13 protein-coding genes and 1 tRNA gene are annotated in these 14486 nt (G+C 65.7%); 5 read left to right on the forward strand and 9 right to left on the reverse strand.

Features of this window, described 5'->3' with window-relative positions; genetic code table 11:
• Positions 1 to 135: 135 nt before the first annotated feature.
• Entirely contained in the window at positions 136 to 684 is a 549-nt protein-coding gene (locus tag ACI1US_RS09525; RefSeq protein WP_416549681.1) for a DUF3515 family protein, read from the forward strand.
• A gap of 67 nt (positions 685 to 751) precedes the next feature.
• On the opposite strand, the gene ACI1US_RS09530 is transcribed toward ACI1US_RS09525, so the two are convergent.
• From ACI1US_RS09530 to ACI1US_RS09560, 7 genes are all read right to left on the reverse strand, one after another.
• Positions 752 to 1840 carry a D-alanine--D-alanine ligase family protein gene (locus ACI1US_RS09530; protein WP_416549688.1) on the reverse strand — a complete coding sequence of 363 codons (1089 nt, stop codon included), beginning with the start codon at positions 1838 to 1840 and terminating at the stop codon, positions 752 to 754.
• Positions 1841 to 1917: 77 nt separating this feature from the next.
• The gene (locus ACI1US_RS09535) at positions 1918 to 3018 is read right to left on the reverse strand and encodes an NAD(P)H-dependent glycerol-3-phosphate dehydrogenase (protein WP_416549682.1); all 1101 of its coding nucleotides are present in this window, start codon (positions 3016 to 3018) and stop codon (positions 1918 to 1920) included.
• Positions 3015 to 3788, reverse strand: coding sequence for a lysophospholipid acyltransferase family protein (locus ACI1US_RS09540; protein ID WP_416549683.1), 774 nt, complete (start codon positions 3786 to 3788; stop codon positions 3015 to 3017). The genes ACI1US_RS09535 and ACI1US_RS09540 overlap by 4 nt, the downstream gene beginning before the upstream one ends.
• Positions 3789 to 3876: 88 nt before the next feature.
• Entirely contained in the window at positions 3877 to 5238 is a 1362-nt protein-coding gene (gene murA / locus ACI1US_RS09545) for a UDP-N-acetylglucosamine 1-carboxyvinyltransferase (protein WP_416549689.1), read from the reverse strand.
• Positions 5239 to 5310: 72 nt separating this feature from the next.
• Entirely contained in the window at positions 5311 to 5913 is a 603-nt protein-coding gene (gene leuD, locus ACI1US_RS09550; RefSeq protein ID WP_416549684.1) for a 3-isopropylmalate dehydratase small subunit, read from the reverse strand.
• Positions 5914 to 5915: 2 nt separating this feature from the next.
• Complete coding sequence (leuC, locus tag ACI1US_RS09555; RefSeq protein WP_416549685.1) at positions 5916 to 7373, reverse strand: 3-isopropylmalate dehydratase large subunit; 1458 nt, start codon at positions 7371 to 7373, stop codon at positions 5916 to 5918.
• A gap of 241 nt (positions 7374 to 7614) precedes the next feature.
• Positions 7615 to 8670: a TerC family protein gene (locus tag ACI1US_RS09560; RefSeq protein WP_416549686.1), complete on the reverse strand. Its 1056-nt coding sequence runs from the start codon at positions 8668 to 8670 to the stop codon at positions 7615 to 7617.
• Between the two features lie 346 nt (positions 8671 to 9016).
• Between ACI1US_RS09560 and ACI1US_RS09565 the strand changes: the two genes are divergently transcribed.
• Positions 9017 to 9835, forward strand: coding sequence for a TIGR00645 family protein (locus tag ACI1US_RS09565; protein WP_461639983.1), 819 nt, complete (start codon positions 9017 to 9019; stop codon positions 9833 to 9835).
• Here ACI1US_RS09565 and ACI1US_RS09570 read toward each other — a convergent pair.
• Positions 9832 to 11256 carry an HNH endonuclease signature motif containing protein gene (locus tag ACI1US_RS09570; protein WP_461639985.1) on the reverse strand — a complete coding sequence of 475 codons (1425 nt, stop codon included), beginning with the start codon at positions 11254 to 11256 and terminating at the stop codon, positions 9832 to 9834. The two genes, ACI1US_RS09565 and ACI1US_RS09570, sit on opposite strands and share 4 nt — an antisense overlap.
• A 172-nt stretch (positions 11257 to 11428) precedes the next feature.
• Between ACI1US_RS09570 and ACI1US_RS09575 the strand changes: the two genes are divergently transcribed.
• The 3 genes from ACI1US_RS09575 (at position 11429) to ACI1US_RS09585 (ending at position 13471) form a co-directional block, all read left to right on the forward strand.
• Positions 11429 to 11513, forward strand: a tRNA-Leu gene (locus tag ACI1US_RS09575).
• Between the two features lie 309 nt (positions 11514 to 11822).
• Positions 11823 to 12992, forward strand: coding sequence for an IPT/TIG domain-containing protein (locus ACI1US_RS09580; RefSeq protein WP_461639987.1), 1170 nt, complete (start codon positions 11823 to 11825; stop codon positions 12990 to 12992).
• Between the two features lie 95 nt (positions 12993 to 13087).
• Complete coding sequence (locus ACI1US_RS09585; RefSeq protein WP_461639989.1) at positions 13088 to 13471, forward strand: hypothetical protein; 384 nt, start codon at positions 13088 to 13090, stop codon at positions 13469 to 13471.
• Between the two features lie 144 nt (positions 13472 to 13615).
• On the opposite strand, the gene ACI1US_RS09590 is transcribed toward ACI1US_RS09585, so the two are convergent.
• Positions 13616 to 14398, reverse strand: coding sequence for an ABC transporter ATP-binding protein (locus tag ACI1US_RS09590; protein ID WP_461639991.1), 783 nt, complete (start codon positions 14396 to 14398; stop codon positions 13616 to 13618).
• Positions 14399 to 14486: the final 88 nt, after the last annotated feature.

The following is a 14486-nucleotide window of genomic DNA, read 5'->3' on the forward strand; positions in this document are numbered from 1 at the left end:
GGAGCTGCGGGGCAAGCAGGAGCTGCCGAGCAAGCCGACCCGGACTGGCGGCCCGTTCCGCCCGCCCAGCGCTCAGCCTGCCCCACGCTCAGCGCTCTCCCGGTTCTCCCGAGCGCCGGCGGGTAGGCTTACAGCGTGAAAGCTCGTGCAGTTCGTTCCAGCGCCCTCATTCTCGCAGCCGGGGCCATCGCGATGACCCTCAGTGGTTGCGCGACCGATGTTCCGATGGAACCTGCTCCCGACGCGAACAACCCCGCCTGCGCCGATGTCATCGTGCGCTTGCCGTCCTCGGTCGACGGCCTCGACAGGCGATTCACGAACGCGCAGGCGACCGGCGCATGGGGCGATCCCTCGAGCGTGCTGCTCTACTGCGGCATCGAGCCGAGCGGCCCGACAACCGATAGCTGCGTGACGGTCAACGGCGTCGACTGGATCATCGACGACTCACGCGCCCCGCTCTTCCGTTTCGAGGCCTACGGCCGCAACCCGGGGCTCGAGGTGATTGTGAACGCTGATGAGGGCGTGAGCGGCACCAATGTGATCACCGAGCTCAGCGGCTCGGTGTCAAAGCTGCCGCAGGAGCGCAAGTGCACCGCGATCACCGACAGCATCGACGACTCGCAGTTCGGCGACCAGCCCCAGACCGACGTCGCGCCCGACGCCAAGCCCAAGGACGAGGGATAAACAGCCGCGCGAGGACGTCAGCCCGCGCGAGCAGGTCAGTCCGCGCGGGCACTTCAGTCTACGCGGGCTAGTACGCTGGGCGCTTCTCGAGCGCGAGCTCAATGAGCTCGGTGATGAGCGCGGTGTAGCCCAGCCCGGAGGCCTCCCAGAGCATCGGGTACATCGATGCCGGCGTGAAGCCGGGCAGCGTGTTGATCTCGTTGAGCACGGGGCCGTTCTCGGTGAGGAAGAAGTCGATGCGCGACAGCGAGCGCGCCTGCGTGCCCTCGAACGCGCGCACAGCGGCGTCGCGGATCGCGGTGAACTCCTCTGGCGTGACCTTTGCGGGCAGCACGAGTTCGACTCCCCCGGCACCGAGGTACTTCGCCTCGAAGTCGTAGAACTCGCGGCCGGTGACGACGATCTCGCCGAGCACGTCGCTCGTGCGGGTCGGCTGGCCTTCCCGGCCCTCGAGCACGGCGATCTCGACCTCGCGGCCGGTGATGCCGGATTCGACAAGCACCGTGCGATCCTCTGCGAACGCGATCTCGAGCGCCGCGGGGATCTCCGACGCCTCGGTGACGCGGCTCACGCCCACGGAGGATCCGGCGCGCGCTGGCTTCACGAACAGCGGGTACGTGAGCCCCTCGTCGAGGGTCGAGACGATTGCGGGGTCGCGATCCACCTCGCCGCGCGTGATGGTGCGCCAGGGAGCGACGGGGATCCCCATGCTCTGCAGCACAACCTTCACCAGGTGCTTGTCCATGCACAGCGCAGACCCGAGCACGCCCGAGCCGACGTAGGGCATATCGATGAAGTCGAGCATGCCCTGGATGGTGCCGTCTTCGCCGTAGGGGCCGTGGAGCGTCGGCATCACGGCGTCGACGTGACCGAGCGTGCTCAGCGAGCCGTCGCTCGACACGAGCGTCAGCGAGCGCGTGTCAACCGAGGCGGGCCAGATCACCCGGGTCCCGTTGTCGCGCACCTCGGGAAGCGCGGGCCCGTCGAGTCGGTAGTCGGCGAGGTCGTCCTCGTGCATGAGCACCATCGCGCCGCGCTTGGTGACGCCAACGAGCAGCACGTCGAAGCGCGCGCGGTCGATGGCGCGGAGGATCCCCGCCGCCGTCACGCAGCTGATGCCGTGCTCGCTCGACCGCCCGCCGAACAACAGTGCGATGGTTTGCTTGCGCTCCGCTGGTGCCTCATCTGCGGGGGCCTCATTCGCGGGCGTCTGATCTGCTGCCTGAACTGCGCTCACTTGGTGCGCTCCTTCCGGCGACCGAAGAACCGTCGCCACCCAGTCGTCGTTTGGCGGCCGAGCACGAGCTCGCGCCGCGGAATACCGTCCTCGGTTGCGAGGTGCGGGCCGAGGTTCTTCGGCTCCATCTCGCCGTCGAGCACCATGCCAACCTGCTGCACGATGGGCATCACGATGCCCTGTGCGTGTGCGATTTCAAGGATCGGGGCCACCGAGGTGATGCCCTCGGCGGTCTGCTGCATCTGCTCGCGGGTCTCCTCTTGCGAGTAGCCCTGGCCGATAAGCCGGCCAGCCGTGTTGTTCCGGGACAGCGGCGACTGGCAAGTTGCAATGAGGTCGCCGAGGCCTGCGAGCCCGGAGAGCGTGATGGGGTCACCGCCCTGGCCAACCGCAAACGCGGTCATCTCGGCGAGGCCGCGGGTGATGATCGAGGCCTTCGTGTTTTCGCCGTACCCCACCCCGTCGACGATGCCGATCGCGAGCGCGATGAGGTTCTTGAGTACACCGCCGAGCTCCGTGCCGACAACGTCGGTGTTCACGTAGGTGCGGAAGTAGGGAGCCGAGCAGGCCTTCGCGACCTCTTCAGCGATCTCCAGCGACGCGCACGAGGCGACGGCACCGGTGGGCTGCTCCTTCGCGATCTCGAGCGCGATGTTTGGCCCGGAGACGACGGCGATGCGCTCGGGCTCGAAATCGAGCGTGTCGTGGATGACCTCGCTCATGCGCATCGTCGTGGTGCGCTCGACGCCCTTCACGAGGCTCACGAGCACGCTCGTCGGCTCGAGGAACGGCTCGATGTCGAGGAGGTTCTGCCTGAGCGACTGGCTCGGCACGGCGAGGAACACGAGTCGCGCGCCGCGCAGCGCCTCTGCCAGGTCCGAGGTGGCCTTCAGGTTCTTCGGCAGGTTGATCCCGGGGAGATACTGGCTGTTGCGCTTCGCGACCTGAATCTCGTCAGAGACCTCCGAGCGGCGAGCCCAGACCGTGACGTCTGATCCGGCGTCGCAGAGCACCTTCGCGAAGGTGGTGCCCCAGCTGCCTGAACCAATGACCGCAACCTTCGCAGCGCGCTGCGCACCGCCCCGCGCGGCGTTCAAAAACGACCTGTTTCGTTCTGCTGGTGCTGCGTTGGATCCCAGCGCTCAGCCGGGGCCTTCTCGCCCCGCAGGCCCTCGAGCAGTGCAGTGATCGCGTTCATGAGCTTCGTTGTCGCCTCGTTAATCAGTTTCTGGTCGACATGGCGCCCCTTGAACTCGCTCATGTCGAGGGGTTCGCCAATGGCGACCTCGATGGTTTTGCGCGGAAACGGCTTGATCGACTTGCCGTAGCGCGGCATGAGCTCCTGGGTGCCCCAGTGTGCCGCGGGAATCAGCGGCACACCGCTCTCGAGCGCAAGCCGCACCGCGCCACTCTTGCCGCGCATGGGCCAGAGATCGGGGTCGCGCGTGAGCGTGCCCTCGGGGTAGACGACGACGCCGGCCTGGCTCTCGATGAGCTTGCTCGCCGAGCTGATCGGGTTGTCGAGCCCGGTGGATCGCATCGTGCCCGTACGCTCGACCGGAATCTGCCCGCTCTTGCGGAGCATCCAGCCGAACACCGGCACCTTGAACAGGCTGGCCTTCGTGAGGAACCTCGGCACGCGGCCCAGGTGCCACACGGCGACGCCCATCGCCACGGGGTCGATCTCGCTGAAGTGGTTCGGGGCCAGAATGAACGGCCCGGTCTTCGGCAGCGATGAGTTCGGCGTAAAGCGGTAACGCACCATCAGCGACCACACCGGCAACACCAGGCCCGCAAGCAGCCAAAACATAGAGGGCTTGCGTTTTTCGGCCCCCGGACGGTTTCGCAGCTTCACCGTTTTCGTCATACTTTGATTATCTCGCAATCCCGCGCACGCAACAGCATAGGCGCCGTGCGGCGCGGGATCCATCGCTGAGACTCGTCGGCCCGAACCGTTAGCCTTCGAACTGGAAATCAGCACCGAGCACGCGGAGCTTCTCGATGATGTTCTCGTAGCCGCGAGCAATAATGCCAATGTTCGACACCTTCGACTCGCCGTCGGCGATCAACGCCGCGATGAGGTAGCTGAAGCCGCCTCGCAGGTCAGGCACGACCACGTCGGCCGCGGTCAGCGGCGTCGGGCCAGTGATGACCGCTGCCTGCTCGAACTCGCGCCGCTTCACACGGCGTGCCTTATCGGCGAGCCCGTCCGGGTGCACCTCAATGGCGGCACCCATCTTGTTCAGGGCGTCGGTGAAACCGAAGCGATCCTCGTAGACGGTCTCGTGGATCGTCGACTGCCCGACGGCCTGCGTGAGCGCCACGATGAGCGGCTGCTGCCAGTCGGTCATGAATCCGGGGTGCACATCGGTCTCGATCGTGACCGGCTTCAGGTCGCCGCCGGGATGCCAGAAGCGGATCCCGTCGTCGCGCACGTCGAAGTCGCCGCCGACCTTGCGGTAGGCGTTCAGGAAGGTCATCATCTCTTCCTGCTTCACGCCGCCGACGAACACGTCGCCCTTGCTCGCGAGCGCGGCTGCTGCCCAGCTTGCGGCCTCGTTGCGGTCGAAGATGGCCTTGTGGTCGTAGCCGCGGAGCTCTTCGACGCCCTCAATGAAGATGACGCGGTTCGGCTCCATCGAGATGATCGCGCCCATCTTCTGCAGGATGCAGATGAGGTCGATGATCTCGGGCTCGATCGCTGCGTTGCGCAGCTCGGTCTGTCCCTCGGCGAGCACCGCAGTGAGCAGCACCTGCTCGGTCGCTCCGACCGACGGGTACGGCAGCTCGATGTTCGCGCCCTTCAACCCGTTCGGGGCGGTGAGGCTGATGCCGCTCGGCAGCTTCTCGACGACGGCACCAAACTCGCGCAGCGCGTCAAGGTGGAAGTCGATCGGGCGGTCGCCGATGCGGCAGCCACCCAGGTCTGGGATGAACGCCTCGCCGAGCCGGTGCAGCAGCGGGCCGCAGAACAGGATCGGGATGCGCGAGGAGCCCGCGTGCGCGTCGATGTCGGCCTTGTGCGCGACCTCGACGTTTGACGGGTCGAAGTGCCACTCGTCTGCGTCTTCACCCTTGGTGATGAGCACGCCGTGCAGCGCGAGCAGGCCTGCGACGACGCGAACATCAGAGATGTTCGGCACGTTGCGCAGCACGCTCGGGGTCTTGCCGAGCAGCGTCGCCACCATCGCCTTGGTGACGAGGTTCTTCGCCCCGCGCACCTCGATGCGGCCCTCGAGCGGCTTGCCGCCCTTGATGATGATCTCGTCTGAGCTCAGGCCTACCTTGGCACCCTGGTTCGCGTTGTCTCGCGCCAAGGCGTCATTCTCCGAGGTCTCCGGGTTCTCCGGGACAATCGGCTGTTCTGCGTTACTCACGTACGGGCCTCCCTAGGCGGTCTTCACGGGCAGCGTCTGCGGCATCCAGCTTGGACGACGTGCCTCAAAGTCGGTGATCGCCTGTTCATTACGAAGCGTCAAGGAGATGTCATCGAGACCCTCCATGAGACGCCACCGAGTGTAATCGTCGATATCGAACGAAACTGTCAGGTCACCGGCGGAGACCGTGCGGTCTTCGAGGTTCACGGTGACGGTGGTCTTGGGGTCGGCCTCGATGACCGCCCAGAGCCGCTCGACGTCTTCCTCTGACACCTGCGCGGCAAGCAAGCCCTGCTTGCCGGAGTTGCCGCGGAAGATGTCGGCGAAGCGTGCTGAGATAACGACCTTGAATCCGTAGTCGCGCAGCGCCCATACGGCGTGCTCGCGCGAGGAGCCGGTGCCAAAGTCTGGGCCGGCGATGAGGATCTCGGATCCCGTGAACTCCGGCTTGTTCAGCACGAAGTCGGCGTCTTGACGCCAGTGGTAGAAGAGGGCGTCGTCGAAGCCTGTCTTCGTGACCCGCTTCAAGAACACTGCCGGGATGATCTGGTCAGTGTCGACGTTCGAGCGGCGCAGCGGCGTGGCCGTGGCCTCCAGCGTGATGAACTTCTCCATGGTTACGCCTCCACCTTCTGGTTTGCGTCGGCCTGCAGGTCCCACGGGCTCGACAGTGTGCCGCGGATCGCGGTCGCGGCAGCGACGAGTGGCGACACGAGGTGTGTGCGGCCGCCCTTGCCCTGTCGGCCCTCGAAGTTGCGGTTTGACGTTGAAGCGCAGCGCTCCCCCGGAGCGAGCTGGTCGGGGTTCATTCCGAGACACATCGAGCAGCCGGCGAAGCGCCACTCGCCGCCGAAGTCCTCGACGATCTTGTCGATGCCCTCGGCCTCGGCCTCGAGCCGCACGCGTGCGGATCCGGGGACGACCATCAGGCGAACACCCTCTGCCTTCTTCTTGCCCTGGATGATGCTCGCGAACTCGCGGAGGTCGTCGAGGCGGGCGTTCGTGCAGGAGCCCATGAAGACCGCGTCGACGGGGATCTCCTTCATCGGCGTGCCAGCCTGAAGATCCATGTACTCGAGCGCACGCTCGGCGGCTGCGCGCTCGTTCGGGTCAGCAATGTCGGCGGGGTTCGGCACGGCGTCGCTCAGGTGCACGCCCTGGCCGGGGTTCGTGCCCCAGGTAACAAACGGCTCAAGCGTGCTCGCATCGATCGAAACCTCGGCGTCGAACACCGCGCCCTCGTCGGTGGGAAGCGTCTTCCAGTACTCGACCGCCGCGTCCCAATCGGCACCCTGGGGTGCGTGGTCGCGGCCCTGGACGTAGTCGAAGGTCTTCTCGTCGGGCGCGATCATGCCGGCGCGCGCGCCAGCCTCGATCGACATGTTGCAGATGGTCATGCGGCCATCCATCGAGAGGTTGCGAATCGCCGAACCGCGGTACTCGAGGACGTAGCCCTGTCCGCCTCCGGTGCCGATCTTCGCGATCACCGCAAGGATGATGTCTTTCGCGGTCACGCCCGGGCGAAGCTCGCCCTCGACGTTGATCGCCATCGTCTTAAACGGCTTCAACGAGAGCGTCTGCGTCGCCATGACGTGCTCGACCTCGCTCGTGCCGATACCGAACGCGAGCGCGCCGAAGGCGCCGTGCGTCGAGGTGTGGCTGTCGCCGCAGACGACCGTGATGCCCGGCATGGTGAGGCCGAGCTGCGGGCCGACAACGTGCACGATGCCCTGCTCCTTGTCGCCGAGCGGGTGCGAACGGACCCCGAACTCTTCGACATTGGCGCGGAGCGTTTCGATCTGCACGCGGCTTGTCGGGTCTTCGATCTGCCGGTTGATGTTCAGCGTCGGGGTGTTGTGATCCTCCGTCGCGATCATGTTCTCAACCCGGCGCAGCGGGCGACCTGCGACCCGCAGTCCGTCGAAGGCCTGCGGGCTGGTCACCTCGTGGATGAGGTGCAGATCGATGTAAATGAGGTCGGGATCTCCCGCCTCACCCTTGACGACCACGTGGTCGTCCCAGAGCTTCTCGGCCAGCGTGCGAGGGTGCACCGTACGGGGCTTCGTGTCAGTCATTGCTTCTCTTCATTCTCTTGCTTCGCGTAGCTCGAGCCTGTGAGGCTGCGAACGCGAGTGAATCGGCCGTGCAAGAACCCCGCGACGGGCGGCCGGAGGCTAGATCCCGTCGCGGCCACGAAGAAGCTGGTGCCGCTGACGCATGATGAAGAGTCTAACACTGAGGCTCAGCGATCAATTCCCCCGCGCCTCCGATGGGTGGTCCCCGCACGCCGGCGGGCGACCACCCAACGCTCGGTGGCTAGCTCCCCTTCGGGGTGTCGCCCGCGCCGCCGTCCTGGTCGGACTGCGTCTCGGCGGCTCCGAAGTGCAGCGTCTCGCCAGTCTTGCGTGCAACCTGCTTGGCCTTCCAGACGCTCGCAACGGTCGAGATCACCATTGCCGCGAGAATGAACATCAGCGACATGCCGGTCGTGATCTCGGGCACGGGAACCGGCTGGCCGCCGTTGATGAACGAGAGCTCGTTCTCGTGGAGGGCGTGCAGGATGAGCTTCACGCCGATGAACGCGAGGATCGCGGCGATGCCGTACTTCAGGTACGGGAGCTTGTCGAGCAGACCGCCAAGCAGGAAGTAGAGCTGGCGGAGGCCCATGAGCGCGAAGACGTTCGCGGTGAACACGATGAAGGGGCTCTGCGTGATGCCGAAGATCGCGGGGATCGAGTCGAGCGCGAAGAGCAGGTCGGTCGCGCCGAGCGAGATCAGCACGAGTAGGAAGGGCGTAAACATGCGCTTGCCCTCGACAGTAACGCTGAGCTTGCCGCCGTGGTACTCGTCGGTGAACGGGACGACCTTCTTGACCTGTCGGATGAGCCAGCTGTCGCCGTGATCCTCGTGCCCACCGGGCTTGACCTGCTGCCACGCGGTCCAGATGAGCCACGCGCCGAAGATGAAGAAGATGGCGATGAAGCGCTCGATAATCGCGGCGCCCGCGAGAATGAAGATGCCGCGGAACAGCAGCGCAAGCACGATGCCGATCATGAGCGCCCGCTGCTGGTAGGCAGTCGGGACTTTGAAGGCTCCCAGGATGAGCACGAACACGAAGAGGTTGTCGATCGAGAGGCTGTACTCAGTGAGCCAGCCGGCCACGAACTCAGTCGCATGTTGGGCGTCACCGATGAGGTAGATCGCTCCCGCGAACAGCAGCGCGAGCAGCACATAGAAGCCGACCCAGAGGCTGGCCTCACGCATCGAGGGGACGTGGGGCCGCTTGATGATGAGCAGCAGGTCGATGATCAGGATGGCCGTGAGCAGGACCATGGATCCTACTTCGAACCAGAGCGGAAGTGCTGTTGTCACGGTAGAGACGTTCTCCTTCGGATGGCGCGCTGCGCTGAACGGCACGGGGTGCTGAACGGCGCAGGGTGCGCAAAACTCCGAAAGTCTCTCCCCGGAACCGATCCTCTTCAGGTTGTTCCGCGCTCGTACCGGCTGCGCGATCTGCGCACAGCGTATTGACGACACGAGCGAGGTGGAATACTCCCCTTCGCAGAGAGCAAGTATAACCCGCCCGTTCGCGAGCGCTCGTGCGCCACGGCCGAGCGTCGCGCAGTTCCGGGGTTTTTTGCCAGCGACGCGCCCGGCCATTGGGATAGCATTTGACTCTCAAATTCTTCGCACCACCGCGCCACACGGGAGATCACACGTGAACCAACGCTCGATGCCGCCGATCCAGCGCAGCACCGACCGCGGCCCGGGAGCCGCCTCACGCACGCTTGCCGCGTTCATTTTCGCGAGCCGCTGGCTGCAGGCACCGCTCTACCTCGGCCTGATCATCGCGCAGGGCGTCTACGTCGTGCTCTTCTTTGTTGAGCTCTGGCACCTGTTTGAGAACGTCATCATCTCGGGCAACATCACCGAGACCGACGTGATGCTCAGCGTGCTCGCGCTCATCGACATCGTGATGATCGCGAACCTGCTCATCATGGTGATCATCGGCGGGTACGAGACCTTCGTGTCGAAGATCCGCGTGGAGGGGCACCACGACGAGCCCGAGTGGCTGTCGCACGTGAACACGAACCTGCTGAAGGTGAAGCTCGCGGTGTCGATCATCTCGATCTCCTCGATCCATCTCCTCAAGACCTTCATCGAGGTCGGGCGCATGGAGGACGGCATCGTGCGCGGTGCCGACGGCAAGGTCATCTATTCGAACGATGGCGTGTTCTGGGAGGTCATGATCCACCTCGCGTTCATCATCTCGGCGCTGGCGCTCGCCTGGATCGATCGCATGTCGCAGCATCACGCCCCCTCGCCCGCTGGCGGGTTCAGCGCAGGCGCGATTGAGGCCGGGCTTGCCGGTGACAGCGCGCCCGTGAGTTCGGCTGCGCCGGCTACTGCGCCGGCTACCGCGCCCGCGTCGGCCCCAACAGCATTCGTGACGGTGCGCGTGCCTGCGGGCACGGCCCTGCCCGAGGGGGCCGAGGTCGTGAGCGATGGTTCCGGGGACGGCGCGCTCAGCCGCTAAGAGCGAACGGTTGCGCTATTTTTCGGAGGGCTGGTAGAACTCGGTTTTCTGAATCTCACCCTGCTGGGCGGCCGGTCGAAGTGCTCTCTGCCTCTAGGACTGGTCCATTTCACGACCCCGTCGTTCAGCTGGACGACGCTCCAATCCGTGTGGTGTTTCAGGGTGTGGTGCCCGCGGCAGAGGTGCGCAAGATTGTCTGTTGCTGTTGGCCCGCCGAGCGCCGCGTCTACCGTGTGGTCTCCGTCGCAGCGGGTGACCGGCACCCTGCAGCCCGGAGCCCTGCAGTGCAGGTCACGAGCTGCGAGGAAGCGCGTCATGTTGGCCGTCGGCCGATAACGGTCGACGGAGACCACGCCGCCGGCCTCATCGACCGCGATTCGTTCCCAGTCCGCCGCCGCGGCGGCGATCTGTGAGGCGGTCAGTGTGTCGATCGGCCCGTATCCGATGAGCTCGGCGAGACCGTGAGCGGGAATCACCACCTGGATCCGCGCCTGCACCAGGTCCTGCTTGTCGGTATCGCGAGTCTTGCGGCCCAGCAGCAGATCCCGGAAGACGTCGGTGCGCGCCTCCTCGCGGGAGCGGGGCAGCGGCGACCCGTCGTTGGGGTCGCGGGCCTCCGCCGCGCAGGACGCCGCTTCAGCCTGCAGGGAGTTCTTCGCGAGCTGCGTGATCCGATCGCGGATCGCGTAGGCATCTTCAGCAGACAGGCACGCGACAAGGTCGGCCATTCCATCTTCAAGCGGAACGATTCGAACGAAGCGGCGCTTCAGCGCCTCTTGATGCCGCTCGGCCAGTGTCTGCTCGGAGTACGCAGCCGCCAGCCGGCGGGCGATCGGGCGGAGCCGGTTCGGGGTCTCTTCTCGAGCGAATTCGAGAACCTCCCGCTCGTACTGGGCTCGCCTCGGTGAGTCGACCTCACAATTGCCTGTTTCCAGCGGCGCACCCTCATCAGTGACAACGCGCACGTGGTTGAGCGATATCTCGCCCTCGCGCAGTGCCTCGAGGGTGGCGGGAAACTGCTCTTGCGCGAGGTACGCGGTGGCAAGGAGCCGCTCGGCGATGCGCTCGCTCTCGTGCAGGGCGGTCGCGACCTCGAGGCGCAGGGAGCGGTAGGCGAGCTCGCGATCCGCCATCGTTGCCCTACTGGGCCACGCTCCCCTGCTGGGAGCCGTTCCACCGCTGGGACACGTTCCCCCGCCGGGGCCCACTGCCCCGCCGGGACCTACCGTCCCGCCGGATCCCGCCGTCCCGCCGGATCCCACCGCGCCGCCGGATCCCACCGCGGCATTCAATGCCGCCGCGAGTGCGGAGAGCTGTTCGGCCTCGAGGCGTCGTCGCTGCGCCTCGTGAGCTTCAAAGAGCGTGACGGACGCATCGATCACCCCCAGTTGGGTCTGCGTGAAGTGTCCGGTGGAAGCCATACTCTTATTACCCCACACGCCTCTGACATTTGCACAACACCCGCGAGACACCTGTCCGCTCGCACCGCACTCGAGCCATTCCCGCACGCCCGCGTCTGCGACCTGCCCCGCGAGTGTCACCCCGCGCAGCAAAGTGCCGATAGTCTAGATCGGTGCCGCAGTAGGCACACACGCGCGAGTGGCGGAATTGGCAGACGCGCTGGATTTAGGTTCCAGTGTCTTCGGACGTGGGGGTTCAAGTCCCCCCTCGCGCACCATCTGCGGGGCAAGAGAAGGAGCACTTCTCTTGCCCCGTTCTCGTTCGCGACTGCGGCCTCTTCCTCCCCGATAAACGGCGGAAGCTGCTGAGTGGAAGCTGCTGGGCGGAAGCAGCTGGGCGGAAGCAGCTGGGCGGATGACACCTAGCGGATCAGGCTTCGCGTTTCCCGAGTTGACTCGATGGGAAAACACTAGAAAAATTAGGTGACTCCTTTTGCTTGGCCCAGCCCGAGCACGCTGCTCCGCGGCGGAGGTCAGTCTCCACCGGCCCGTTCACACAACACCGCCACCAGGGAAGGCTCACACAAATGAGAACCGCCAGAACGAAAACAACGACCGCTGCCATCTTGGGGGCAATCGCGATGATGGCACTGGGAACCAGCGCCACGCACGCCGCCCCGCAGGATCCTCCCGCGTCGGTCTCAGAGGCACCCATCACCGCCGTGCCCGAGCTCACTTCCGTGAGCCCCTCGAGCGTCACTTCCTATGCCTACACGACGTTCACTCTCACGGGGAAGAACTTCGGAGGCGTGACAGAAGTCTTTGCCGAAGATACCTCCTTCGACTTCACACGTGTCTCAGACACCGAGATTACGTTCTCCGGATCCCTGGGCGGGAGCGATGCAGTCGCTCTGCGCGTCGCGGGACCCGCGGGATCCTCGAAGCTCTTGACCATCAAGATCCTTCCTACGGTCTGGGAAGTTCCCGCCGATGACCTCACCGTCACCTACGGTCAGGCTGCAAAACTGAGTGGGGACTTCTCGAAGCTCACCCAGAAGGACCCGCTCTTCTTTGCTGTCGGAGATGAGCTTTCAGACCCTGACAGTACAGAGGGCTCCAGGGCGTTCCTCACCCTCGCTCCGCGGAGCCTCGACGTCGGAGAGTACCCGGTCGTCATTGGGGCCTATGCGCCAGCCAGGGCGATCGCAGCGAGCGACGCCCCTGAGGGCCGAGTGTCTGGGACACTTCGGGTCGTGCAGTCCCCCACGGTGATCAGCCATACGCTCACCGGGCAGGTCCTCACCGGGACCGTGGCTGCCAAGTACGATTCGGTTCCATCGGGATCAGCGATTATCGAACGCTCCGGCGGAGCTGCACCGGTGACCGTCGAGTTGGACGACAAGGGCTCATTCACGCTTGATGGCTTTACCGGAGCAGACGCCGGGTTCACCATCACGTATGCCGGAAACCTCAATCACGAGCAGTCGAAGGTTGTCATTGCGCCCGTCGACCCGGTGACTCCGCCCGTCGTCCCCGTCAAGCCTCCGGTCATCGACGAGAAGCCAGTCGGCCCGGTGACACCAACGCCAGATGCGTCGTTGACTAGCGCTCAGGGGAATCCTGGCGAAATCGCCGAGACCGGTGCCGGCGACTCGATGAAGCCCGCGATCGGGATCGCTCTGCTCGCAACCGTGCTGGGGGCCGCATCGCTCGCGACCGCCTACACCCGCAGGCACGCACAGGCCCGCCTGCGCTAGCCGCCTTTCGCCCCGCGTCGAAGCCGAGCAGCTTCGACGCGGGGAACACTCGCAGTTCGCCCGCACAGCTGCCCTTCCTGAGATGGAGCACGGAAATGAATCGCATCAACGGTCACAGGTTTGGCGTGTGGAGCCTTCGACTTGACGCAATCTATTGCGCGATCCTGGGTGCAGCGGTCGCTCTCAGCGCGCCCTCGATCGCGGCGGTGGTCGCGCTTCCGCAACCGGTCATCGCCGCGGCGGGCGTCGCGGTGACCGTCTGGGCCGGGCTCGTGCTGTGGATGGTGGTGAAGCTGCGCATCCGCTCTGCGCTGCGCATGGTGATGGGCGTGAACGTCCTGGCCGCGTTGCTCGTAGCTCTCTGCGCGACGGCCGCGGGGACACTCCTCGCGCTGGTCGCCGTTCTCGCTATCGCGGTCGACGTCGCGCTCTTCGCGGCAAGCCAGGCTGTCGCCCTGCGAACACTGCCAGCGGCTTAGGCCGCGCCGGTTCGAGGGCTGACGCCGCGCCCGTTCGACGGCACGACTCAACCTGGCACCCCAGGATCGATGCGTGGCTAGCCACATCGCCGGGGCTTCATCTTTCCGCGCGCCGGCCGTCGACTGGCTCGCGACGAACTCCCGCTATTTCCGCACGACCATAGGTGTACCGGTCACGGGGTCCGGGCACACGACCGCGTCGATGCCGAATACCTCACGCACGCGCTCGGCGGTGATGAGTTCCGAGGGCGATCCAGTCGCAACGACCCGCCCCTCCTTCATGAGCACCAGGTGGTCGGCGTATCGGGCCGCCTGGTTGAGGTCGTGGAGCACGGCGACGATCGTCTTGCCCTCGCCATTGAGCCGGCGCAGCAGGTCGAGCAGGTCGTACTGGTGCGCGATGTCGAGAAACGTAGTGGGCTCGTCGAGCAGCATCACGGGGGTCTGCTGGGCGAGCAGCAGGGCGATCCACACCCGCTGACGTTGACCGCCCGAGAGCTGGTCGACGAAGCGCCCGGCAAGGTCGGCGGTTCCCGTAGCCTCGAGTGCGTCGCGCGTCGCGTCATCGTCTGCGGCCCTCCAGCGCTGGAGCGGGGTGTGGTGGGGGTGCCGGCCGCGCGATACCAGGTCGGCAACGCGCATTCCCTCGGGGATCACGGTGTCTTGCGGGAGCAGGCCCATCTCGCGGGCGAGGGCCCGCGAGCCGAATTCTTCGAGCCGCCGGCCGTCGAAGAGGATCTCGCCAGACTCCGGTTTCAGCACGCGCGCGAGGGATCGCAGCACGGTTGACTTGCCAGACGCGTTGGGGCCGAGGATGACCGTAAAGGATCCCTTCGGCAGCGCGACGTCTACCCCGTCGACGACGACCTTTTGGTCGTAGGCAACGACGAGGCCGCGGGTTTCGAGAGCGGCTGGGGCTTGGGGCATAGCTGAGATCTCCGGCGTGATGAGGGCGGGCGGCTGACAGGCGGCTACCCGCCGCGGGCCACCGGTCGGGTCCACAGAGTTTCGCGAC

This window comes from Leucobacter sp. BZR 635 (assembly GCF_048061935.2).
In the GTDB taxonomy this organism is placed as follows: Bacteria; Actinomycetota; Actinomycetes; order Actinomycetales; family Microbacteriaceae; genus Leucobacter.